Here is a 24,712-nt window from a genome sequence, read left to right as displayed (position 1 = left end):
GAGAACCATGACCCAGTACCTTGCCGAACCCGGCACCCGTACCCGACCCTCCGGTCCCGGCGAGCGTCCGGGCTGGTGGCGGGAGGCCGTGATCTACCAGGTCTATCCCCGCAGCTTCGCCGACAGCGACGGCGACGGGGTGGGCGACCTCCAGGGCATCCGCTCCCGGCTGCCGTACCTGAGGGACCTCGGCGTCGACGCCGTCTGGCTCAGCCCCTTCTACGTCTCGCCCCAGGCCGACGGCGGTTACGACGTCGCCGACTACCGGGCCGTCGACCCCGTGTTCGGTACGCTGCTCGACGCGGACGAACTGATCCGCGACGCGCACGCCGTGGGGCTGCGCGTGATCGTCGACGTGGTCCCCAACCACTGTTCGGACCAGCACGACTGGTTCCAGCGCGCCTTACGTGAGGGCCCCGGCTCCCCGCTGCGCGACCGCTTCCACTTCCGGCCGGGACGCGGGACAGCCGGTGAGGCTCCGCCCAACGACTGGGAGTCCATCTTCGGCGGCCCCGCCTGGACGCGCACGAAGAACCCGGACGGCACACCGGGGGAGTGGTACCTCCACCTCTTCGCTCCCGAGCAGCCCGACTTCGACTGGGACAACCCGGCCGTGCGGGACGAGTTCCGCTCCGTCCTGCGCTACTGGCTCGACATGGGCGTCGACGGCTTCCGCGTCGACGTCGCCCACGGCCTGGTCAAGGCCGCGGGGCTGCCCGACATGGGGCGCACCGGGCAGCTGCGCCTGCTGGGCACCCAGCCCCTGCCCTTCTTCGACCAGGACGGCGTGCACGAGATCTACCGGTCCTGGCGCGGAATCCTGGACGAGTACCCGGGAGAGCGCATCGGCGTCGCCGAGGCGTGGACACCGAGCGCCGAGCGCACGGCCAACTACCTGCGGGCGGACGAGCTGCACCAGGCGTTCAACTTCCCCTACCTGGGAGCCGGCTGGGACGCCGGCGCCCTGCGCCGGGCCATCGACGAATGCCTCGACGCCATGCGCCCGGTGGGCGCGCCCAGCACCTGGGTGCTGTCCAACCACGACGTCGTCCGGCACACCACCCGCCTCGCCGTGGACGGTCCCGAGCAGGGGGTGCGCCGGGCCCGCGCGGCGACGCTGCTGATGCTGGCCCTGCCCGGGTCCGCCTACCTCTACCAGGGTGAGGAACTCGGCCTGCCGGAGGTGACCGACCTGCCGGACGAGGTGCGGCGAGACCCCTCGTTCTTCCGGGACAACGGGCAGGACGGGCTGCGGGACGGCTGCCGGGTGCCGATCCCGTGGTCGGGGACCGAGGCGCCGTACGGCTTCGGACCCGTCGAGGGCGGACCGAGCTGGCTGCCGCAGCCGGAGAGCTGGAGGCACTTGTCGGTCGAGGCGCAGTCCGGCGACCCGGGCTCGACGCTGGAGCTCTACCGCAGTGCCCTGGCACTGCGCCGGGAGCACCCCGCCCTGGGTGCCGGCGACGGCGTCGAGTGGCTGGAGGCCCCCGAGGGCGTCCTCGCCTTCCGCCGCACCGCGCGGGGCCCGGGCGACCGGGCCTGGGACGGCGACCTGGTCTGCACCGTCAACCTGTCCGGCGCACCGGTGCGGTGGGCCCCGCGAGGGCGGCCGCTGCTCAGCAGCTGCGAGCCGGTGACCGAGGGCGACGCGGCCGTGCTCCCCGCGGACAGCACCGTCTGGTGGGCGGTGTGACCCTCTCCCTGACGTGGGGTGCCGAGCACGGCACCCCACGGCTCACCGACATCGCCGCGCAGGCCGGGGTGAGTGAGGCCACGGCGAGCCGCGTGCTCAACGGGAAACCCGGAGTCGCCCCCGCCACCCGGCGGCGGGTGGTGGCCGCACTCGACGTACTCGGCTACGAGCGGCCCGTACGGCTGCGTCAGCGCAGCGCCGGCCTGATCGGGCTGGTGATCCCGGAACTCACGAACCCGATCTTCCCGGCTTTCGCCCAGGTCATCGAGCAGGTGCTGGCCGGGCACGGATACACGCCCGTGCTGTGCACGCAGATGCCCGGCGGGTCCACCGAGGACGAACTGGTGGAGCAGATGGAGGACCGGGGCGTCACGGGCATCGTCTTCCTGTCCGGGCTGCACGCGGACACGACGGCCGATCCGGTCCGGTACCAGAAACTCGCCTCCCGGGGAGTGCCGTTCGTCCTGGTGAACGGCTACAACGAGCGCATCACGGCGTCCTTCGTGTCGTCCGACGACCGGTCCGCGGTACGGATGGCGGTGCGGCACCTGGCCGACCTGGGGCACACGCGGATCGGACTGGCCGTCGGCCCCACCCGTTTCGTGCCGTCGCGGCGCAAGGCCGAGGGCTTCCTCGCGGCCGTGCGCTCCTTCTGCGGGATGCGGGCGGAAGAGGCCGAAGCGCACATCGAGCGCACCCTGTTCACGGTGGAGGGAGGCCACGCGGCCGCGGCGGCGCTGCTGGACAGGGGGTGCACCGGCCTGGTCTGCGGCAGTGATCTGATGGCCCTGGGGGCGATCCGCGCGGTGCGCGAACGGGGCCTGTCGGTTCCGCACGACGTCTCGGTGACCGGGTTCGACGACTCGCCGCTGATCCCGTTCACCGACCCACCGCTCACCACCGTGCGTCAGCCGGTGCAGGCGATGGCGACAGCGGCGGTGGGGGCGCTGCTGGAGGAGGTCGGCGGAACCCCCGTGCGGCGGACCGAGTTCGTCTTCCAGCCGGAGCTGGTCGTGCGCGGTTCCACGGCGCGGCGGGGCGGCTGAGCGCACCGGCCCGGGAAGAGGCTCCGCAGCCGGCCCCGGTCGGGGCTGCGGGGCGGCATGAAGGCTGCGGAGCCCCGGCTGGAGTCCGGTCCGGCGGGCCGGGCGCGTGGGCCCGGACGACTGCCGAGGCCGCCGGACCGCCGGACCGGACGGTGATTGAACGTAACACCTCTGAAACGCTTGCGAAAGTCTTTGCAGGGCGCCAGTTTGCCTCTGTGCCAGCGATGTTGAGGTTTCCGGAGGGAGAACCAAGAGTCCCGTCGTGAAGGGTTGACCGATGATGTGGGGGCTCGTACGGTCTCGATCGCAACAACTTGCTGACGTGTTTCAGCAAGTCCCCCCACAGGCCTGCCGGGCAAGGCGCGTTGCTGCGTGAAGGCCTCTCATCCGCATCAGGTGGATCAGGAGGAACTATGGCCAACAAGACCGTGGCCACTGCACTCGCCCTCGTGGCGGGAGCCGCTGTGGTCGTCACGGCACCCGGGACCGCGCAGGCGGACCCGCCCGGCGACAAGGACGTCACCGCGGTGATGTTCGAGTGGAACTTCAACTCCGTCGCCCATGCCTGTACCGACGACCTCGGGCCGGCCGGGTACGGGTACGTGCAGGTGTCACCGCCGAACGAGCGGGTCCAGGGGCCGCAGTGGTGGACCGCGTACCAGCCCGTCAGCTACAAGATCGGCACGAAACTGGGCGACCGCGCCGCCTTCAAGAACATGATCGACACCTGCCACGCCGCCGGCGTCAAGGTCGTCGTCGACACGGTCATCAACCACATGGCCAACAGCGCCGGCACCGGAACCGCGGGTTCCTCCTACAGCAAGTACAACTATCCCGGCCTGTACTCGTCGTCCGACCTGGACGACTGCACGAGGGACATCGACAACTACGGGGACAGCTGGAACGTCCACCACTGCGAACTGTCCGGCCTGCCCGACCTGGACACCGGCGAGGAGCACGTCCGCAAGACGATCGCCGGGTACCTGAACGACCTGCTGTCCCTCGGGGCGGACGGCTTCCGCGTCGACGCGGCCAAGCACATCCCACCGGGTGACCTCGCCGACATCAAGGGCCGGCTCAGCAACCCGGGTGTCTACTGGAAGCAGGAGACCATCGGGGCGCCCGGCGAGGCCGTGCAGCCCGGCCAGTACACCGGCACCGGTGACGTCCAGGAATTCTCCTTCGCCAAGGACCTGAAGCGCATCTTCTCCGGCGAGAGGCTGGCGTACCTGAAGAACTTCGGGGAGGCCTGGGGCTACGTCCCCAGCGGCAAGGCCGCCACCTTCGTGACCAACCACGACACCGAGCGCCACAACACGACGCTGACCTACAAGGACGGGGCCGACTACACTCTCGCCCACGTCTTCATGCTGGCCTGGCCGTACGGCTCACCGGACGTCCACTCCGGCTACGAGTTCAGCAACGATGCGGGCAGCCCCAACAACGGCCAGGTCGACGCCTGCTACACCGACGGGTGGCAGTGCCAGCACGCCTGGCGCGAGATCGCGAGCATGGTCGAGTTCCGCAACACCGCCGGCAGCGCGGGCGTGACCAACTGGTGGGACAACGGAAACAACGCCATCGCCTTCGGCCGGGGCAGCAAGGCCTACGTCGCGATCAACCACGAGTCCGGCTCGCTGACCCACACCTTCCAGACGTCGCTGCCCGCCGGCACCTACTGCGACGTCCAGAGCGGCAAGGCCGTCACCGTGAACGGCTCCGGGCAGTTCACCGCGACCCTCGGCGGCAACACGGCGCTCGCCCTGCACACGGGGGCGACCAGCTGCTCCGACACCGGCTCCGGCCCGGACCCTGAGACCAAGGCCGGTGCCTCGTTCAGCGTCGACGCCACCACCGCCTGGGGCGAGAACATCTACGTCACCGGCGACAACGCCGCGCTCGGCAGCTGGAATCCCGCCGCCGCCCTCAAGCTCGACCCGGCGGCCTACCCCGTGTGGAAGCTCGACGTCGCCCTCCCGGCCGGCACCTCCTTCGCGTACAAGTACCTGCGCAAGGACGCCTCCGGCAACGTCACCTGGGAGAGCGGCGCCAACCGCACCGCCACCGTCCCGTCCAGCGGCAAGACGCTCCTGAGCGACTCCTGGCGCGGCTGAACCAGGCAAGCGCTCCGTCTCGTCGACCGAAGGGCCGCCCGGTCCGCCTCCCCAAGGCGTACCGGGCGGCCCGCCTTGTCCGCGCCGGCTCCCGCCGCCGGCGGACCGGGCGACCCGTCCCGTTCGACCGGTGAGGAGAAGAGAGGCCCCATGACCGGTTTACCGTCCCGGCGCAGAACCGTCCGACTGTCGGCCGTCGCACTGACCCTGTCCGTACTGCCGGCCCTTCCACCCACCACCCCGTCCGCGGACGCCGCGACCCCGCGACCGCCGTCCGATCACGCGCTCGCCCGCACACCGGCGCGCCCCTCCCCGTCGCGCGAGCAGTTCTACCTGGTGCTGCCCGACCGCTTCGCCAACGGGACCACTTCCAACGACGAGGGAGGCATGACCGGCGGCCGCTCGCAGACCGGCCACGACCCGACCGACAAGGACTTCTACCAGGGCGGTGACCTGAGGGGCCTGATCGAGAAGCTCGACTACGTCAAGGGCCTGGGCACCACCGCCCTCTGGATGGCGCCGGTCTTCAAGAACCGGCCCGTGCAGACCATGAGCGGCACCGAGATGGCCAGCTACCACGGCTACTCCATCACCGACTTCACCCGGGTCGACCCGCACTTCGGCACCAACGCCGAACTGGCGGAACTCGTCGACAAGGCCCACGCCAAGGGTATGAAGGTCTTCTTCGACGTCATCACCAACCACACCGCCGACACCGTCGACTACGCGGAGAAGACGTACGGCTACCGCTCCAAGGGAGCGTTCCCCTACCTGGACGCCGAGGGCCGCCCCTTTGACGACAGCTCCGGCATGCGCGAGGTCGACGAGGACGGCTTCCCGTACACGCCGCGCCCCCGCCCCGGCGAACACGACACCAAGGTGCCGGCGTGGCTCAACGACCCCACGATGTACCACAACCGGGGTGACTCCACCTTCGCCGGCGAGAGCGCCCTGTACGGCGACTTCAAGGGCAACGACGACCTGTGGACCGAACGGCCCGAGGTCGTCGAGGGCATGCGGCGGATCTACGAGACGTGGGTCAAGGACTTCGGCATCGACGGCTTTCGCGTCGACACGGCGAAGAACGTCAACATGGCCTTCTGGACCCAGTGGGCCACGGCGCTGGACACCTACGCGGCCCGGCGGGGGAAGCGGGACTTCTTCATCTTCGCGGAGGCCTTCTCGGCCGACCCCGTCGTCATGGCGCCCTACGTGACCGAGGGCAGGCTCGACGCCACGCTCGACTTCCCGCTGCAGGCCGCGCTCCGCAACTACGCGTCGCGCGGTGGTCCCCCGCGCGACCTCGCGCACGTCCTGGCCCAGGACCACCGCTACACCACGGACAAGGCCAACGCCTACGGCGAGGTGACCTTCCTCGGCAGTCACGACATGGGCCGCATCGGCGGCTTCGTCAGCCAGGACAACCCGGGCGCGGGCGATGCCGAGCTGCTGCGCCGGGACCGGTTCGCGCACGAGTTGATGTTCCTGTCGCGGGGCAATCCGGTGATCTACGCGGGTGACGAGCAGGGCTTCACCGGATCGGCGGACGATGTGTACGCCCGGCAGACGCTGTTCGCGTCGAAGGTCCCGGAGTATCTGGACGACGACCAGATCGGTACGGAGCGTACGCATGCCTCGGACGCGTACGACCCGGCGCATCCGCTGTACCGGTCGATCGCGAAGCTGTCGGAGCTCACGAAGCGTCATCCGGCGTTGCGTGACGGTGTGCAGGAGGAGCGGTACGCCGACGACGGTCCGGGTGTGTACGCGTTCTCGCGCACGGACGCGAGGCAGCGGGTCGAGTACGTCGTCGCGGTGAACAACGCGGCGGAGGCCCGAACGGTTGGGGTGCCGACGTATTCGGCGGGGATGGACTTCCATGGGGTGTACGGGTCGTCGGCGCGGACGCGCAGTGGTGCGGACGGGAAGGTGCGGGTGGAGGTGCCGCCGCTGTCCGCGGTGGTGCTGAAGGCGGCCAAAGCGCTGAGGCCCCCGTCGGTGAAGCCGTCAGTGTCGGTGCGGGCTCCGGCGGCCGGTGCGACCGGTGACGTGGAGGTCTCCGCCGAGGTGGACGGTGGCGGGCTGGACCGGGTGGTGTTCGCCGCCCAGGTCGGCGACGGGCCCTGGCGCACGCTGGGTTCCGCCGACCACGCCCCGTACAGGGTGACCCAGCACCTGCCGGACACGGTGCGTGCCGGGACGCCGCTGCGCTACAAGGCCGTCGTCGTCGACCGTGCGGGACGCACCGCGAGCGACACCGCCACCACCACCGCCGGACAACCCCCCGCCCCCGAGAAACCGACCGCGAAGCGACACCACGTGGTCGTCCACCACCGGCGCGCGGACGGCGACTACGACGGCCTGCTGCTGCGGACCGCCGACGGTACGACGGCCCGGTTCACCGGCCGCGACGCCTACGGGGCCTTCGCGTGGATCACCCCCGGCTCCGGTACCGGCGCCATCCGGTTCACCATCGAGAAGGACGGAGTCCCCGACGGACCCGAGCGCGTCCTCGACGTCGCCGTATCCGGCGAGGTGTGGACCGAGCAGAACAACACGACGGTCCTGAAGGCCAGACCCAAGTCCGCCTACCCGCCCCAGGACGGCACCAAGGCCGTGCTGCACTACCACCGGCCCGACGGCGACTACGAGGGGTGGGGCCTGCACACCTGGACGGGGTCCGCCGACCCGCCCGAGTGGAACGACCCCATCCTGCCGGTGCGCGAGGACCCCTTCGGGCTCGTCTTCGAGGTGCCGCTGAACGACGGAGCCGCCTCCCTCAGCTACGTCCTGCACAAGGGGCAGGAGAAGGACATCCCCGACGACGAGGCCCTCGACTTCTCCCTCTACGGGCACGAGGTCTGGCGCCTGGCGGGCGACGCCACCTATCTGACGCCCTCTCCCGGTGGCGCCTTCGGCCTCGACCTGCGCGCGGCGGAGGCCACCTGGATCGGTGACGACACCGTCGTGTGGGCGGGCGAGGGCAGCGGCGTGGCCAGTCAGCAACTGGTGTACGCCACCGAGGGCGACCTCACGATCGAGAACGGCGCACTGACCGACGAGGGACAGTGGCTGCGGCTCGTACCGACCGAGCTGACCGAGGCCCAGAGGTCCCGCCACCCCCAGTACGCACAGGTCTCGGCGTTCCGCGTGGACCCGCGGGACCGCGACCGCGTCGGCCAGGCACTCCGCGCCCGGCTGATCGCCACCCAACGCGCCGACAACGGGGCCCTGCTGGGCGCCACCGGCGTGCGCATCGAAGACACCCGACCGGAAGGAACCGGCAAGTGATCGGATCGCTCCCAGACCGAAGAGGCCGAAGAAGACGAAGAGGCCGCCCCGGCGGCACGAACCACGGAACCGTGCCGGGACCCACGGGCGGCCCCACGACCATGGCCACCGCGGTCGTCGTGGCCGCACTGCTCGCCACGGCGCTGGGCACACCCCAGCAGGCAGCCGCGGCACCGCGGCCTCCCGCTCCGCCGTCCGACGCCCGGCTCGCCGCCGAGCCGGCCCGCCATGACCTGACCCGGGAACAGGCGTACTTCGTGCTGCCCGACCGGTTCGCCGACGGATCCCGTGCCAACGACCGCGGAGGGCTCAGCGGCGACCGGGCCGCGACGGGATTCGACCCGACGGACAAGGGCTTCTACCAGGGGGGTGACCTGAGGGGCCTGATCGAGAAGCTCGACTACATCAAGGGCCTGGGCACCACCGCGATCTGGATGGCGCCGATCTTCAAGAACAAGCCGGTGCAGGGCGGTGGCGAGTCCGCCGGCTACCACGGCTACTGGATCACCGACTTCACCCAGGTCGACCCGCACTTCGGCACCAACGCCGAGCTGGCTGAACTCATCGGCAAGGCCCACGCCAAGGGCATGAAGGTCTTCTTCGACGTCATCACCAACCACACCGCCGACACCGTCACGAACGTCGAGAAGAAGTACGCCTACCGCTCCAAGGGTTCCTATCCCTACCTCGACACCCAAGGACGCCCGTTCGACGACAGTTCCGGTACGGGCAAGGTCGACCGGGACAGTTTCCCCTACACGCCCGTGGTGAACGAGGGCGAGGCCGACGCCAAGGTCCCGGCGTGGCTGAACGACCCCACGATGTACCACAACCGGGGCGACTCGACGTTCGTCGGCGAGAGCGGCCTCTACGGCGACCACACCGGTCTCGACGACCTGTGGACCGAACGGCCCGAGGTGGTCGAGGGCCTGGAGAAGATCTACCAGAGGTGGGTCAGGGACTTCGACGTGGACGGCTTCCGCGTCGACACGGTCCGCAACGTCGACATGCCGTTCTGGACGCAGTGGGCGACCGCGATCGACGCCTACGCCGCGAAGAGGGGACGCGAGGACTTCTTCGTCTTCGGCGAGACACTCTCCTCCGACCCGGCCGTCACGGCGCCCTACGTGACCGAAGGCCGGCTCGACGCCACGCTCGACTTCCCGCTGCAGAACGCCATCCGCGGCTACGCCTCCCAGGACAAGCCTGCGAGCACCCTCTCCGGCGTCCTGGCCCAGGACTACCGCTACACCAGCGACAAGGCCAACGCCTACGAGCAGGTCACCTTCCTCGGCAACCACGACATGGGCCGCATCGGCAGTTTCATCAGCCAGGACAACCCGGGCGCGGGCGATGCCGAGCTGCTGCGCCGGGACCGGTTCGCGCACGAGTTGATGTTCCTGTCGCGGGGCAATCCGGTGATCTACGCGGGTGACGAGCAGGGCTTCACCGGACCGGGCGGGGACAAGGGTGCCCGGCAGACGCTGTTCGCGTCGAAGGTCCCGGAGTATCTGGACGACGACCAGATCGGTACGGAGCGTACGCATGCCTCGGACGCGTACGACCCGGCGCATCCTCTGTACGAGGCGATCGCTTCTCTGTCACGGCTGTCGAAGCGTCATCCGGCGTTGCGTGACGGTGTGCAGGAGGAGCGGTACGCCGACGACGGTCCGGGTGTGTACGCGTTCTCGCGCACGGACGCGAGGCAGCGGGTCGAGTACGTCGTCGCGGTGAACAACGCGGCGGAGGCCCGGACGGTCGGGGTGCCGACGTATTCGGCGGGGATGGGCTTCCGTGGGGTGTACGGGTCGTCGGCGCGGACGCGCAGTGGTGCGGACGGGAAGGTGCGGGTGGAGGTGCCGCCGCTGTCCGCGGTGGTGCTGAAGGCGGCCAAAGCGCTGAGGTCCCCGTCGGTGAAGCCGTCGGTGTCGGTGCGGGCTCCGGCGGCCGGTGCGACCGGTGACGTGGAGGTCTCCGCCGAGGTGGACGGTGGCGGGCTGGACCGGGTGGTGTTCGCCGCCCAGGTCGGCGACGGGCCCTGGCGCACGCTGGGTTCCGCCGACCACGCCCCGTACAGGGTGACCCAGAACCTGCCGGACACGGTGCGTGCCGGGACGCCGCTGCGCTACAAGGCCGTCGTCGTCGACCGTGCGGGACGCACCGCGAGCGACACCGCCGCCACCACCGCCGGACAACCCCCCGCCCCCGAGAAACCGACCGCGGTGGACCGTCCCTACGCCGTGGTGCACTACCGGCGGACGGACGGCGACTACGACGGCTGGCAGCTCAAGTCGTCCGCGGGCACCGCGGACTTCACCGGCCGCGACGCCTACGGAGCCTTCGCCTGGGTGAAGCTGGACGACGGTGCCGGCGACGTGACCTACACCGTCGAGAAGAACGGCGACGCGGACGGTCCGCGGCGTACGCTCGAGGCGGCGAAGACGGGTGAGGTCTGGATCGAGCAGGGCGAGGACGGACAGGCGGTGACCGCGCCCGAGGGCGTGTACCCGCCGCAGGACGAGAAGAAGGCCGTCCTGCACTACCATCGCGCCGACGGCGACTACGACGGCTGGGGCCTGCACACCTGGACCGGTGCGGCGAACCCGACGGACTGGTCCAAGCCGCTGCAGCCGGTCGACAGGGACAGCTTCGGCGTGACCTTCGAGATACCCCTCGCCGACGGCGCCACGTCCCTCAGTTACATCATCCACAACGGTGACGAGAAGGACATCGCCAGCGATCGGTCCCTGGACTTCGCCACCCACGGCAAGGACGTCTGGCTGATCGGCGGAGCCGCCGACTACCTGCTGCCGACCGTGGGCTCGGCCCCCGACCTCGACCTGGGCGCCTCGAAGGCCCAGTGGATCGACGCGGACACGGTGGTGTGGAACGTCAAGGCCACCGACGCCACCAGCCAGCAGCTCGTGTACGCCCCCGAGGGCGACATCACCGTCAAGGACGGCGCCCTCTCCCACGAGGGGCACTGGCTGCGTCTGGTGCCGACCACCCTCAGCCACGCCCAGAAGGCGAAGTTCCGGCACCTGAAGGACGACACCGCCTGGTCCGTCGACCCGCGTGACCGGGACCGGGTGCGGGAGGCGCTGCGCGGCCAGCTCATCGCCACGCAGCGGGCGGCCAACGGCGCGTTGCTCGCGGCGACCGGTGTCCAGATCCCCGGCGTGCTGGACGACCTCTACGGCGCGGCGCGCAAGGCCCGCCTCGGGCCCGTCTTCGACCACCGGGGCAGGCCCACCCTGTCCGTCTGGGCCCCGACCGCCAAGAGCGTGTCCCTCGAGCTGGACGGCCGGCGCGTACCCATGCGCAGGGACGGCGGCACGGGTGTCTGGTCGGTGACCGGAACCCGCGCCTGGAAGGGCAAGCCGTACCGGTACGCCGTCACGGTGTGGGCCCCGACGGTCCGCAGGACCGTCACCAACAAGGTCACCGACCCGTACTCCGTGGCGCTGACGGCCGACTCCGCACGCAGCCTCGTCGTCGATCTGAAAGACAGGTCCCTGGCGCCCGCGGGGTGGTCCGGGCTGGACAAACCCCCGGCCGTTCCGCTCAAGGACGCGCAGGCCCAGGAACTGCACGTACGTGACCACTCCGTGGAGGACTCGACCGTCCCGGCGGCCGAGCGGGGCACGTACACCGCCTTCACCGAGAAGAACTCGGCGGGCAGCAGGCACCTCCGTGCGCTGGCCGAGGCCGGCACCTCGTACGTGCACCTGCTCCCGGTCTTCGACTTCTCGACCGTTCCGGAGAAGGCCGCCGACCGGACCGTCCCCGGGTGCGACCTGGCCTCCTACCCGGCCGACTCCGCCGAGCAGCAGGAGTGCGTGGCGAAGGCCGCCGCCGAGGACGCCTACAACTGGGGCTACGACCCCTACCACTTCACCGTCCCCGAGGGCTCCTACTCCAGTGACCCGGACGGGACGCGGCGCACGGTCGAGTTCCGCAGGATGGTCAAGGCGCTCAACGAGGACGGCCTGCGGGTCGTGATGGACGTGGTCTACAACCACACCGTCGCGAGCGGTCAGGCCGACGCCTCGGTCCTCGACAAGGTGGTGCCCGGCTACTACCACCGGCTGCTCGCCGACGGTCCGGTGGCCACTTCGACCTGCTGCGCCAACACGGCTCCCGAGAACACCATGATGGGCAAGCTGGTCGTCGACTCGGTCGTCACCTGGGCCAAGGAGTACAAGGTCGACGGGTTCCGCTTCGACCTCATGGGTCACCACCCGAAGGACAGCGTCCTCGCCGTGCGCAAGGCCCTCGACGAGCTGACCCTCACGAAGGACGGCGTCGACGGCAAGAAGATCATCCTGTACGGCGAGGGCTGGAACTTCGGCGAGGTGGCCGACGACGCCCGCTTCGAGCAGGCCACGCAGAAGAACATGGCCGGGACCGGCATCGCCACCTTCTCCGACCGGGCCCGTGACGCCGTGCGCGGCGGCTCGCCCTTCGACGCCGACCCCGGCGTGCAGGGCTTCGCCTCCGGCCTCTACACCGACCCCAACTCCTCGGCGGACAACGGCACCGAGGCCGAGCAGAAGGCCCGCCTGCTGCACTACCAGGACCTGATCAAGGTGGGGCTGACGGGCAACCTCCGGCAGTACCGTTTCACCGACTCCAGCGGCAAGGAGGTCACCGGCTCCCAGGTCGACTACAACGGCGCTCCCGCCGGATACGCCGACGCCCCGGGCGACGCCCTCGCCTACACCGACGCGCACGACAACGAGACCCTGTTCGACGCGATCGCGTACAAGCTCCCGGCGGACACGTCCGCCGACGACCGAGCCCGCATGCAGATCCTGGCGATGGCCACGGCCACCCTCTCGCAGGGCCCGGCGCTCTCCCAGGCGGGCACCGACCTGCTGCGTTCGAAATCCCTGGACCGCAACTCCTTCGAGAGCGGTGACTGGTTCAACGCGATCCACTGGAACTGCGCGGACGGCAACGGCTTCGGCCGCGGGCTGCCGTCGGCCGCCGACAACGAGGCCAAGTGGCCCTACGCCAAGCCCCTGCTCGGTGCGGTGAAGGTCGGCTGCCCGCAGATCCAGGGCGCCTCGGGCGCCTACCGGGACCTGCTGAGGATCCGTACCACGGAGAGTGCCTTTTCCCTGGACACGGCCGCCCAGGTGCAGTCGGCGCTCTCCTTCCCGCTCTCGGGCAAGGACGAGACACCCGGTGTGATCACCATGAGACTGGGTGACCTGGTCATCGTCTTCAACGCCACGCCCGACCGGCAATCCCAGCGGCTGACGGAACCGGGCGGAGGCACCTACCGGCTGCATCCGGTGCAGGCCGCCGGTGCTGACCGCGTGGTGAGGACGGCCACCTACACGAAGAGCACCAGTACCTTCGAGGTGCCGGGCCGCACCGTGGCGGTCTTCACGCGCTGACAGGAAACGGCCCACGAAGTGCCCGTACCGGCAGCCGGTACGGGCACTTCCGTATGTGAGGGCCAGCACCCGGAACGGGGAAGGGACGACAGCTTTCGGTCTTGTCGCGGCTGCCTCACTGAGCGCGGCCATGTGTTCGTTTGTCGACGGCGGCGCGGCCTGGTGGCAGGAGTAAGACATGCCGCTTCATCCGGCAGTAACCTCACTGGCTTCGCGGGTTCATCCGTCCGGCTGTGTCCTGTCATCCTGCGGTGTGATGTCGGCTCTCGCCTCTGAGCTGCGTGTTCATGAGGAGCCGCGTCTCCCGGAACCATTGAAACCGACGCCACAAGTTGCTGGAACTTGCCGCAATGTTTTTCATGCCCCTGCCGCACCCCCGTACTCTGAGGGTGTCCGTTCAGCAAGTGAAGGGGAGCACTCTGATGAAGCGGTTTGTGCATTCAACTTTCGTGACATGCGCGATGGCTCTGGCCCTGGCGACGCCCGCCACGGTGGCCCACGCCGAGTCCCAGGAGAGTGCGGAGAGCCAGACCCCCGCACCCGCGTGCCTGACGTACAGCCCGGGATGGCGCTACACGTTCGTGACCAACGACTGCTCGACCGCCTACCGGGTGAAGGTCCTGTACGGCGACGGAACGGACGTCCCCTGCCAGGAGGTGACCCCGCGGAACTGGTTCACCTTCCCGGGCTACGGAACCGAGGGGAACACGATCGAGGGCATCGTCCTGTGCGACCACGCCGACGGTGCCTGACCGGGGGATCGCACGGCGGAACGGGCGTGCGCTCCCGGCTTGTCGGGAGCGCACGCTTCTGCGCTCGCCGCAGCGGCCCCGATCACTGGGCGTACTCCGCAGTGCGTGGACGGCAGTGAGCTCGCGACAGGGAGGGGGCCTGCCACTTCCACCGGAGCACACCTCCTATCTGACGACTCATCAGACAAGTCGGCATCCGATCGGCATCGGACCGGGGCGGACTTCGGTACGTGCGCCCGGTCGACGGCTTCGCGGCAGCTTGCTTCGCGCAGATCGCCCAGGTGAGAAGCTTCTGAGCTCCGCGGCGCCCGATGTTCTGGGAAGTCTTCGAGTCGAAGACACGCCGGTGTACAGTGAAGGACGCCCCTGACCTGCAGAAAGCTGGCAGGGAGCCGTCTTCCAGGAGTCCGACATGCTGCGCACCATGTTCAAGTCCAAGATCTAGCATCTGGGTGTTTGCGCAGGTCAGAGGCGTAGTCGGGCCGCTCAGGTCAGCAAATGGTCAGCATCGGGTGCGAGGGCGTCCTGGCTTGCTGACCTGGTGACCGTGGGGGCGGGGTGCCTGGGCGTGAATGCCTGGCTCCCGTTCGGAAGGTGCGTCACGTGGTTCGTCAACTCGCTCGCGGTATGGGGTCGTTCCTCAAGGACTGCGGCTGTGCCCGGCCGACGCGGTGCCCGCATCCGTACACGATCCGTTTCCGCAACGGTCTGGGGAAGCAGGTCGAGGAGGGTGGGTTCGGCACGCAGGACGATGCGATCGAACGCCTCACGCAGATCTATGCGGAGAAGAAGCGCACGGCGCCGTCTGTCGCGGAAGCGCGGCGGGAGCTGGGGCAGAAGACGGTCGCGGAATACGCGAAGCAGTGGCTGCCCCGTCAGCGCCGGATGACCGCATACTCCACGGGTGAGCACGTCAGCAGCTCCATCAACGTCCATATCATTCCGCGCCTGGGTTCTCGGAAGCTGATATCCGTAACTCCCATCGTGGTGGAGCGTTTCCTGGACGAGTTGGAGGCCGACGGCGTCGGCCGGGGCAATCAGGTCAACATCCTGCGCACCCTCAAGGCGATTCTGAGGGACGCCTACGACAAAGGGGCGATGGCGGATGACCCGGTCAAGGGAGTGCAGGAGCCGGAGTACGTTCGCCAGACGGTGATCATTCCGGACCTGGCCCATCTGAAGCAGGCTCTGGCTGTTGCGGGTGACGACCTTGCTCTGGAGATCGTGATGATGGCGGGGTGCGGACTGCGTAACGGCGAAGCCCGGGCCGTGAACGTCAACAACGTGGTGGCGGACGACGTGTACCGGGTGCACGAGCAGATCCACTCCAATACGCACCGGCCGGCGAAGCTCAAGCACCGCAAGGCGGGGGCGTTCCGGGAGGTGCCGCTGCCCCGATCCGTACGGGAGGCGATCGAACGCCATGAGAAGAAGCACGGCACGACGAGGGAGGGGTATCTGCTGCGGGGACCGAGCGGGTACTACACGGAGCCGATGGAACGCCGGCGCGTCCGCACGCTCTTCGAGAAGCTGCCCGTGTTGGACGGGATGGGGATGTACGGCTTCCGGCACTACTTTGCCTCCAACGCGCTGGGCAGTGGCATCCCGATCACGGACGTGGCCGAGTGGATGGGGCACAAGTCGATCGAGAGACGTACCGCACCTACCGGCACCTGATGCCGGGCAGCATCACCAAGGCAGCGCGTGTCCTTGAGGCGGGACTCTGGGACGCGGCTTGACACTGTGGCGAAACCTGTCGTGCTGCTCTCCGGTTGGGCTGCACCGGCACCACTTGGCACAGGTTGTAGAGACCGTCTTTGGGCGTCCACGTCAGTCCAGACTGGGCGAGTTGTGGCAGGTCAGCGCGTTGCGGTCCGGGGGCGTCGGCGTAGTTGGTGACAGACGCGTGACAGCGCCGGTGATAGATCGAGGCCCCGCCGGGGAGCATCCTTGGCGGGCCTCTTCCTGAAGCCATGAGACGGTGCCCCACCGGAGCGCTCCGGTGGGGCATCACCGTGGAGTTGACTGTGCGTGCACGCGTGACGCGTTCGGCTCGTCATGCAGTCTGGTCTTCCAGCGCTGTTCTCGGGGGCGCTAGATTTGCGATCGCAGACATGACGGACGACGTGGCTCGCCAGGCAACTGGGCGGGCTCTGTCGGCTGGAGGGTTGATGCACTGTGCCCTGCTCGGGCAGGCCAAGCGGTATGCCGGATGCCCACGCGCCGCCCTCCCCGGCCACACCGCCCGGTCCTGGTGAGGAGTTGGGAGTGGCTCTGCCGGCGCGTGCCGCCAGCGCCCCGGCCATGGCGCTGACCGAGTGCCCGACGAACACGGCCCGTTCCAGGTCGAGTGCCTCGCAGACCTCCGCTGCGTCGCGGGCGTAACCCTCCAGGGACGAGTACCGCTCGCGGCTCCAGGCCGACAGGTCCGATCCGTCGGAGCCGACGTAGTCGAACAGCACCACGCGGTGCCGCTTCGCGAGGCCGGCACGGCCAGGCGCCACATGTTCTGGTCACACTCGAAATCGCGCGGCAGCAAGAGCGCCACTCCGTCGCCCTGTCCGACGACCGTGACGTCGTTTCTGCGGGGCATGTCCATTCCGGCCATTGCCCCATTCCTGTGCGAGCGGGCCCGGCGGAGTCCGGAGAGAGCCTTGCGGCACCCGGCTTGGACGACGAGGTCGCTACCAGTTGGCCCGGGCCCGTTCCGGCGTCGGGCCGACAGCGTTTCCGTCTTCGCAGCGCGGTTCGGTTCCGGCGTACACGGGTGTCCGGTGGTGCCACCTGGTGGTGTCCGGAGCGGCCGGGCCTTCACCCAGCGGACGTACTTGAGTTCGGCGAGGCCCCCGACCATCGTGGGCCCGGCGGTCGTCAGCGCGTCACATCCCCGGTGCTCAAGCGGTGGGGGAGGGCGAGACGCCCGGCGGAGTGCCTCCCCCCGGCATGCCACCGCGTGTGAAACAACGGCCACTTCCAGCCGATCCTGGCCGGCTCCGCCCGCCGTCCAACCGTTGCCTGTCCGAGGTTCCGCCGTATCTTGGCCGGATCGATTCCCCTCGGAACGAGAACCGATCACTTGCCACGCACGAGTGCCTGGTCTGCGACCGGTCAGGGGCAACGGTCGCTGACCAGGTCCCGTTGAGACGGCTGGTCTGTACAGCCGACGACTTCATGCCACGGCCGTCCCCTGCGGGAGCCGGCTGCGCCTCTTCGAAGGTTTCTGGTCGCCTTGCGGCGCGGGGCGGCTCCGACGTCGCCTTCAGTACGCCCGAACGCCTCGTCCGGCAGATCCGACGCAGCGGGGCTTCGCTATTTTGTGGCCCCCTGGGCGAAGCCGTTGTAGATGTAGCGCTGGAGGAACAGGAAGACCACCAGCGTCGGCACGATGACGAGAACGGCTCCCGCGGAGATGTTCTCCCAGTGCGCCCCGAACGGCCCCTTGAACCGGAACAGAGCCGTCGACATGGTTCCGAGATCCTCTTTGGGCATGTAAAGGAACGGGATGTAGAAGTCGTTGTACGTGGTGATGCCCTTGATGATGACTACGGTCGCGATGGCCGGTTTGAGCAGCGGGAAGATAATTTTCCGGTAGATGGTGAAGGAGTTGGCGCCGTCGAGCCGTGCGGCCTCGTCGAGGGACCGGGGGATGCCGCGGATGAACTGCAGGAAGATGTAGATGGCCACGATGTCCGTGCCCATGTACAACAGGATCGGGGCCCACCGGGTGTTGAACAGCCCGAAGCTGTTGACGACCTGGAAGGTGGCGACCTGGGTCGTCACGGCCGGCACCAGCGTGGCGATCAGGAAGAGAGCCATGACGAGCTTCTTGAGGCGGAAATCGAAGCGGTCGATGGCGTACGCGGTCATCGAGCCGATGATCACCGTGCCGGTGATGGAGAACAGCAGGATGAAGGCCGTGTTGCCGAAAGCCTGCAGCATGTGGCCGTCGTTGAAGGCCGTGGCGTAGTTGGAGAAGTTGAGCCAGTCGTCCGGCAGGGCCAGCGCGCCCTGGCCGTCGGAGATCTCCCCGTAGGACTTCAGCGAGGTCAGGAAGACCACGGCGAGCGGCAGCAGCACCACGAGTGAGGCGACGACCAGCGACAGGTACGTCAGGGCGGTGCTGACGCGCGGACGACGGCGCGTCTGCTCCTGCGCGCGGCGGGTCGGGGCGGCGAGGGTCATACGAGGTCCACCTTCTCGTCGGGTACGAGGCGGCGCTGGATCCAGGTGATCAGCAGGATGATCGCCAGCAGCACCACAGCGCATGCCGAGGCCAGGCCGGTCTTGTTGAACTGGAAGGCGAACTTCACCGTCTGGATGACGAACGTCGAGGTCTCCGTCGCACCGCCGGTCATGATGTACGGGATCTCGAAGACGGAGAGCGAGCCGGAGATCGCCAGGATGACGCTCAGGCTCAGCACCGGCCGGATGCTCGGCGCGATGATGTGCCGGAACTGCTTCCAACGGCCGGCGCCGTCCAACTGGGCGGCCTCGTACAACTCGCCGGGGATCGACTGGATCGCGCCGAGGAACAGCACGAAGTTCAGGCCCGTGAAACGCCACACGGACACCCCGGCCATGGAGGTGTTGGCCGACTCCGGCGAGCCCAGCCAGGCGTGGTCGGTGCCGACGCCGAACCAGGACAGGACCGAGTCGAGCGTGCCGCCGTCCTGGAAGAAGTACAGGAAGACGAAGCCGATCGCGACACCGTTGATCAGGTACGGGAAGAACAGGATTCCCTTGAACAGGTTCCTGAAGCGCAGGTCGAAGCTGAGGACGGCCGCGAAGTACAGGGCGATAACGATCTGTACGACGGATGCCGCGAGGTAGTAGAAGCTCACCGCGAACACCCGGAACAGTTCGGGCCGGGTGAAAATCTCGGTGTAGTTGTCAGCCCCGACGTAATTGCGGTCGGGGCTGATGCCGTCCCAGTCGGTGAAGCTGTAGTAGATCATGTTGCCCACCGGCACGTAGGTGAACGTGATCAGCAGGGCGAGGGGGGCCAGCAGGAACAGCCACGGCGTGAGCTTGCGCATCGGCCGGTCGCGCCACGAGGCGCCGGGCCGCACGCGATGCCAGGTGGGTTGCTTGCCGGTCGGGCCCGTCCCGGCGGCCGGGGCGGGCGGTGAAGCGGTGGAAGCGGTTCGGGTCATTGCGGAGCCAGGGCCTTTCGTCGTCCGCTGAGGCACCGTGCGCCGGGTCCCGTTCTCCGGGGAGGCGGGGAGGGGACCTGGCGGGTGCGGGGTTCAGACGGGTGCCGGGGTCAGGAGGCGACGGTCTGCCTGGCCTCGGACCAGCGCTTGTTCAGGTCCTCGAAGTAGCCGTCGAGGCTCCCGTCCGTGGCGCCGCGGGCGATGTCGATGAGCTTCTTGCGGTAGTCGGGCTTGTTGAGTCCGATCTCGGAGGCGTTGTCGATGGCGTCGACCTCGGCCGTCCGTGCTGCGGAACGCTCAATCATCTTGACATCGTTGTCAACGTAGTCCTTGAGGGTCTGCGGCATTCCCTCGGCCTTCAGGGCCGAGACAGCGCCCTCCTTGGCCGCGTACCCGGACTTCTCGGTGAACCAGTCGATCCACGCCCGCGCGGCTTCCTTGTGGTCGGAGTGGATGTTGACGGCCTGCTGGTAGTCGGAGACCAGGGTGGAGCAGAACTTGCCGTCCTTCTGGTACGGGAGGGGCATGAAGCCGATGTCGTCAGGGTTCTGGCCGGCCTTCTCGGCCGCGTCCCGCATCTGGTTAATGGCCCAGGAGCCGAGCACCATGCTGCCCACCTTGCCCTTGGCCAGGAGGGTCTTGGAGCTCTCCCAGTTGGTGGTGGCCGGGTCCTTCTCCGACAGCTTCTCGTGGACGATGTCGTAGAGCAGGGTGTCGAGGGCGTTGAGGTCGTTGCCCTCGGCCCACGGCTTGTCCATGTCGGCGAGCTTGTCGTGGCCCTGGGTGTCGCAGCTGACGGAGCCGACACTGTTGGTCCAGGGGCTCTCCAGCGGCCAGCCGTCCTTGAAGTTGGTGTAGTACGGGGTCGCGCCGGTCTTGTCCTTGACGGCCTTGAGGTCGTCGAGGAACTGCTCGGGCGTCGTCGGCCAGTCGGTGATCCCGGCCTTCTTGAACAGCGCCTTGTTGTAGACCAGACCGTTGGCGGTGCCGAAGGTGGCGATGCCGTAGGTCTTGCCGCCGACGTCGGTCTTGTCCGTGAAGCGGTAGGTGGGCTTCATCGACGAGGTCTCGCCGAGCGGCGCGAAGAACTTGGGATAGTCGCCCTTGGCGACCGCCGACGGGATCAGCAGGACGTCGCCGTAGTCCTCCGTGTTCATACGGATCTTCACCTCCCCCTCGTAGTCGGTGAGGCCCTCGAACTCGACCTTCACGTCGGGGTAGGTCTTGTTGAACTCGGCGGCGTACTTCTTCATCGTCCCGTCCTCGACGAGGTCGGTGCGATTGGTGAGCACGGTGATGTCCCCCGAGACGCCGTCCGGGTTCACCGGCGCGGCGGCGGTCTCGCCGGCGTCCGCGCTGCCCCCTCCGCTGCACCCCGCAACGGTCAGCATCGCGGTGGCAAGCAGTGCGACGCTCAGCGTCCTCTTCCCCATGTGCCCAGCTCCTTTCCAAGGATTACGGCTCGGGCTCCGGTGGTGGTTGACGGCGACTATGTCAGCCACTCGTGAACCGGTAAAGCTTCCCAAACCTTCGCGATACTCAATCGTTACCTGAGGTGAGAGGCCGAGTCGGGCTATTGAAGCGCCAACTGTGCTTCGGCGTGGACTCCTGGCAAGGAAGGAAGGCTAGACCGGTTCACTTCTGTGGGGTTAGGTTGAGCCGCGTTCATACGACACCGGGCCCGTCCCGCCGAAGGAGCCGTACATGAAGGAAGTCCTCCCGCTCACCGAGGGCTGGAGCCTGAGCTACAGCGACAACCTGCTGCACGCCCAGGTCCCCGGCTGCGTCCACACCGATCTGCTCGCGGCCGGGCTGATCCCGGACCCCTTCCTCGGCGTCAACGAACCCGCTGTTGCCTGGGTCGGACAGCGGGCCTGGACCTACGCCCGCGACCTGCCGGGCTCCGACACCGCAGGGGAGGGGCACGAGCGGACCGACCTGGTCTTCGACGGACTCGACACCGCCGCGACCATCACGCTGGACGGCCGGGAGGTGGGCCGCACCCGGAACATGCACCGGCGCTACCGCTTCGACGTCACCGGCCGCCACGGGCGCCTAGAGGTGGACTTCGCCTCCGCCTACGACGAGGCGGCCTCGGTGCGGGCGCTGACGGGGGAGCGACCGAACGTCTACCCGGAGCCGTTCCAGTACATCCGCAAGATGGCCAGCAGCTTCGGCTGGGACTGGGGCCCGACCCTGGTGACCGCGGGCATCTGGCGCCCGGTCCGGCTGGAACGCTGGTCGACGGCCCGGCTGGCCGACGTACGCCCGCTGGTGACGGTCGAGGGCGGCACGGGCCGCGTCGAGATACGCGTCGAGATCGAGCGAACCGCGCAGGGGACGGCCCGCCCGCTCACCGTACGTGCCACCGTCGGGGACGGCCTGGCCGAGGCGCGCGGCGTGGTGGAAGGGACGCACGCCGTGCTGACGCTGGAGGTGCCCGACGTCTCCCTGTGGTGGCCTCGTGGCTACGGTGACCAGCCCCTGTACGACCTGGAACTCGAGCTCACCGAGGAAGCCGCGGGTCCGGGCGCCGAAGAGCGGCCCCTCGACTCCTGGCACCGACGCATCGGCTTCCGGACGGTGCAACTGGACCGCTCGGCGGACGAGCACGGCACCGGTTTCACCCTCGTCGTCAACGGCGAACGGATCTTCGCGCGCGGGGTCAACTGGATCCCCGACGACGTCTTCCCCTCCCGGATCACCCCGGACCGCTACCGCACGCGGCTGCGTCAGACGGCCGACGCGGGTGTGGACCTGGTGCGGATCTGGGGCGGCGGCATCTATGAGGACGACGCCTTCTACGACGCCTGCGACGAGATGGGCCTCATGGTCTGGCAGGACTTCCTCTTCGCCTGCGCCGCCTATCCCGAGGAGCAGCCACTGCGCGGGGAGGTCGAGGCCGAGGCGCGCGATAACGTTGTCCGGCTGATGCCGCACCCCTCGCTCGTGCTGTGGAACGGCAACAACGAGAACCTGTGGGGCTTCCGCGACTGGGACTGGGAGCCCGAGCTGCGCGGCGACTCCTGGGGCGGCGGCTACTACCTGGACCTGCTCCCGCGGATCGTCGCCGAACTCGACCCCACCCGCCCGTACACCGCCGGCAGCCCCTGGTCGGGCTCCTGGGAGCACCACCCCAACGACCCGGCCCACGGCACCCACCACTCCTGGGAGGTCTGGAACCGCCGGGACTACACCGAGTACCGCGACTCGGTGCCCCGCTTCGTGTCGGAGTTCGGCTGGCAGGCCCCGCCCGCCGTGGCGACCCTGCGACGGGCGCTGCCCGGCGAACGGCTTGCCCCCGACTCGCCCGGCATGCTGCACCACCAGAAGGCTGAGGACGGCAACGGCAAGCTGAACCGGGGCGTGGAACGCCACTTCGTGCTGCCCGAGGACGACTTCGACCGCTGGCACTACCTCACCCAGGTCGTGCAGGCCCGCGCGATCGCCACCGGGATCGAGCACTGGCGCTCGCACTGGCCCGTGTGCGCCGGGACCATCGTCTGGCAGATCAACGACTGCTGGCCGGTCAGCTCCTGGGCGGCCATCGACGGCGACGGCCGGTTCAAGCCGCTCTACCACGAGCTGCGCCGCGTCTACGCGGACCGCCTCCTCACGCTCCAGCCGGGCGACGGCGACGACGGCCTCCCCGTGCTCGCCGTCGTCAACCAGTCCGCCGAGCCCTGGCAGGCACACATCAGACTGCGACGCCTGCGGGCGGACGGCACCGAGGTGGCCGAGCACGTGCTCGACGTGACCGTCGCCGCCCGCGCGGTGCACCGCCGGACCGTCCCGCAGGACCTAACCCCCGCCCAGGGGTCCGCCAAGGAGTTCCTCGTCGCGGACAGCGAGGATCTGCGCAGCGTGCACCTGCCCGTGACGGACCGCGAGTTCGCCTACCCGGTCCCGCACTACGACGTGGCCGTGGAGTCCCCGATGGGTGCTGGGACGGGTAATGTCGAAGTCGTGGTAACCGCACACACCCTCGTACGCGACCTCCTCCTGCAGGCCGACCGGCTCGGACCGGACGCGGTCTGCGACACCGGACTGCGCACCCTCCTCCCCGGCGAACAACTCCGCCTGCGGGTCACGGGCGCGACCGACACCGGGGCCAATGCCGTCCGGGCGGCGCTGTTCTGCGTGGAACCGGCGTGAGCGCACCGTCCGTACGCGTCACCATCAAGGACGTCGCCGCGGCCGCCGGCGTCTCCAAGGGGGCCGTGTCCCTGGCGTTCAACGACAAGCCGGGGGTGTCCGACGCCACCCGGGAGCGGATCTTCGCTGCGGCCCGGCAACTGGGCTGGGCCCCGAACTCCTCGGCCCGCAGCCTGTCGCGCCAGTCCGTCGACACCGTCGGCCTGGCGATCTGCCGGCCCGCCCGGCTGCTCGGCCTGGAGCCGTTCTACATGGAGTTCGTCTCCGGCATCGAGAGCGTGCTGGCCGAGCGTGACTGCTCGTTGCTGCTGCGCCTGGTCGGCTCGCTGGAGGAGGAGATCGGGCTGCAGGAACGCTGGTGGCGGGAGCGGCAGATAGGGGGCTCGATCCTGGTCGACTTCCACCAGGAGGATCCGCGGATCGCCCCGCTGCGGCGCATCGGTCTCCCCGCCGTGGCGGTCGGCCACCCCACCCTCACCGGCGGGTTCCCGTCGGTGTGGACCGACGACGAGGCGGCCGTCGCCGAGGCGGTGCGTTACCTGGCGGTGCTGGGGCACCGGCGCATCGCGCACGTGGGCGGTCCCCGAGGGCTCGGTCACAGCGCCATCCGGACGAGCGCGTTCGAACGGACCATGGGCGCACTCGGCCTCGAGGGCGGTCCGCACGTCGAGACGGCCTTCTCGGGCGAGGACGGTGCGCGGGCCACCCGCTCCCTGCTGCTGTCCGCCGAGCGGCCCACGGCGATCCTCTACGACAACGACATCATGGCGGTCGCCGGACTCGGTGTCGCCGCCGAGATGGGCGTCTCCGTGCCGGACGACCTGTCACTGCTGGCTTGGGACGACTCCCAGTTGTGCCGGCTCACCCATCCGACGCTCTCGGCGATGAGCCACGACGTGCACGGCTTCGGTGCGCAGGTCGCGCGGGTGCTGTTCGAGGTGCTGGCGGGCCACGACGTGACCTCCGGGCCCGTCGCGACGCCCTCGCTGGTACCGCGGGCGTCGACCGCGCCGCCCCCGTCGTAGAGGGGCGGGCAGGGACGGTCCAGGGGCGCGGCGTCATGCCGCGCCCCTTCGCGTGTCACCGAGAGCTTCGCTGAGGAA

Annotated in this window: 12 protein-coding genes and 1 pseudogene; 9 read left to right on the top strand and 4 right to left on the bottom strand. The window is 69.2% G+C overall.

Annotated elements, in window-relative coordinates:
* Window positions 1-7: 7 nt before the first annotated feature.
* The 7 genes from ACZ3IG_RS07865 (at window position 8) to ACZ3IG_RS07835 (ending at window position 15,978) form a co-directional block, all read left to right on the top strand.
* On the top strand, window positions 8-1,693 hold the full coding sequence (locus ACZ3IG_RS07865; RefSeq protein ID WP_467429956.1) for a glycoside hydrolase family 13 protein: 1,686 nt from the start codon (window positions 8-10) through the stop codon (window positions 1,691-1,693).
* Complete coding sequence (locus ACZ3IG_RS07860) at window positions 1,681-2,739, top strand: LacI family DNA-binding transcriptional regulator (protein ID WP_467429955.1); 1,059 nt, start codon at window positions 1,681-1,683, stop codon at window positions 2,737-2,739. Before ACZ3IG_RS07865 ends, ACZ3IG_RS07860 begins: the two co-directional genes overlap by 13 nt.
* A 413-nt stretch (window positions 2,740-3,152) precedes the next feature.
* Window positions 3,153-4,853 (top strand): carbohydrate-binding module family 20 domain-containing protein, encoded by a 1,701-nt coding sequence (locus ACZ3IG_RS07855; protein ID WP_467429953.1) that lies wholly within the window; start codon window positions 3,153-3,155, stop codon window positions 4,851-4,853.
* 150 nt (window positions 4,854-5,003) lie between these two features.
* Entirely contained in the window at window positions 5,004-8,144 is a 3,141-nt protein-coding gene (locus ACZ3IG_RS07850) for an alpha-amylase family glycosyl hydrolase (protein ID WP_467429952.1), read from the top strand.
* 101 nt (window positions 8,145-8,245) lie between these two features.
* A complete protein-coding gene (gene pulA, locus ACZ3IG_RS07845; protein ID WP_467430549.1) occupies window positions 8,246-13,549 on the top strand; it encodes a pullulanase-type alpha-1,6-glucosidase in 5,304 nt (1,767 codons plus the stop codon).
* Window positions 13,550-14,010: 461 nt separating this feature from the next.
* Window positions 14,011-14,301 carry an alpha-amylase gene (locus ACZ3IG_RS07840; RefSeq protein ID WP_467429951.1) on the top strand — a complete coding sequence of 97 codons (291 nt, stop codon included), beginning with the start codon at window positions 14,011-14,013 and terminating at the stop codon, window positions 14,299-14,301.
* Window positions 14,302-14,904: 603 nt separating this feature from the next.
* A complete protein-coding gene (locus ACZ3IG_RS07835) occupies window positions 14,905-15,978 on the top strand; it encodes a tyrosine-type recombinase/integrase (protein ID WP_467429949.1) in 1,074 nt (357 codons plus the stop codon).
* A 608-nt stretch (window positions 15,979-16,586) separates the two neighbouring features.
* Here ACZ3IG_RS07835 and ACZ3IG_RS07830 read toward each other — a convergent pair.
* The 4 genes and pseudogenes from ACZ3IG_RS07830 to ACZ3IG_RS07815 form a co-directional block, all read right to left on the bottom strand.
* Window positions 16,587-16,900, bottom strand: a pseudogene (locus ACZ3IG_RS07830) (alpha/beta fold hydrolase); the annotation flags it as partial.
* A 710-nt stretch (window positions 16,901-17,610) separates the two neighbouring features.
* The gene (locus ACZ3IG_RS07825; RefSeq protein WP_467429946.1) at window positions 17,611-18,483 is read right to left on the bottom strand and encodes a carbohydrate ABC transporter permease; all 873 of its coding nucleotides are present in this window, start codon (window positions 18,481-18,483) and stop codon (window positions 17,611-17,613) included.
* Entirely contained in the window at window positions 18,480-19,454 is a 975-nt protein-coding gene (locus ACZ3IG_RS07820; RefSeq protein WP_467429944.1) for a carbohydrate ABC transporter permease, read from the bottom strand. Before ACZ3IG_RS07820 ends, ACZ3IG_RS07825 begins: the two co-directional genes overlap by 4 nt.
* A gap of 110 nt (window positions 19,455-19,564) precedes the next feature.
* Window positions 19,565-20,887 carry an ABC transporter substrate-binding protein gene (locus ACZ3IG_RS07815; protein ID WP_467429943.1) on the bottom strand — a complete coding sequence of 441 codons (1,323 nt, stop codon included), beginning with the start codon at window positions 20,885-20,887 and terminating at the stop codon, window positions 19,565-19,567.
* Window positions 20,888-21,158: 271 nt separating this feature from the next.
* On the opposite strand from ACZ3IG_RS07815, the gene ACZ3IG_RS07810 reads away from it, so the two are divergent.
* Complete coding sequence (locus ACZ3IG_RS07810) at window positions 21,159-23,609, top strand: glycoside hydrolase family 2 protein (RefSeq protein ID WP_467429941.1); 2,451 nt, start codon at window positions 21,159-21,161, stop codon at window positions 23,607-23,609.
* Complete coding sequence (locus tag ACZ3IG_RS07805) at window positions 23,606-24,634, top strand: LacI family DNA-binding transcriptional regulator (RefSeq protein WP_467429940.1); 1,029 nt, start codon at window positions 23,606-23,608, stop codon at window positions 24,632-24,634. Before ACZ3IG_RS07810 ends, ACZ3IG_RS07805 begins: the two co-directional genes overlap by 4 nt.
* Window positions 24,635-24,712: the final 78 nt, after the last annotated feature.

This window comes from Streptomyces sp. NPDC016677 (genome assembly GCF_055562815.1).
Note: the sequence above shows the minus strand (reverse complement) of the source record. Positions and strands in the feature narration are given on the sequence as shown.

Excerpts from the sequence above, each read along its gene's own strand:
- ACZ3IG_RS07865 (WP_467429956.1), top strand. The coding sequence starts at position 8 with ATGACCCAGTACCTTGCCGAACCCGGCACCCGTACCCGACCCTCCGGT.
- ACZ3IG_RS07855 (WP_467429953.1), top strand. The coding sequence starts at position 3,153 with ATGGCCAACAAGACCGTGGCCACTGCACTCGCCCTCGTGGCGGGAGCC.
- ACZ3IG_RS07850 (WP_467429952.1), top strand. The coding sequence starts at position 5,004 with ATGACCGGTTTACCGTCCCGGCGCAGAACCGTCCGACTGTCGGCCGTC.
- pulA (WP_467430549.1), top strand. The coding sequence starts at position 8,246 with ATGGCCACCGCGGTCGTCGTGGCCGCACTGCTCGCCACGGCGCTGGGC.
- ACZ3IG_RS07840 (WP_467429951.1), top strand. The coding sequence starts at position 14,011 with ATGGCTCTGGCCCTGGCGACGCCCGCCACGGTGGCCCACGCCGAGTCC.
- ACZ3IG_RS07825 (WP_467429946.1), bottom strand. The coding sequence starts at position 18,483 with ATGACCCTCGCCGCCCCGACCCGCCGCGCGCAGGAGCAGACGCGCCGT.
- ACZ3IG_RS07820 (WP_467429944.1), bottom strand. The coding sequence starts at position 19,454 with ATGACCCGAACCGCTTCCACCGCTTCACCGCCCGCCCCGGCCGCCGGG.
- ACZ3IG_RS07815 (WP_467429943.1), bottom strand. The coding sequence starts at position 20,887 with ATGGGGAAGAGGACGCTGAGCGTCGCACTGCTTGCCACCGCGATGCTG.
- ACZ3IG_RS07810 (WP_467429941.1), top strand. The coding sequence starts at position 21,159 with ATGAAGGAAGTCCTCCCGCTCACCGAGGGCTGGAGCCTGAGCTACAGC.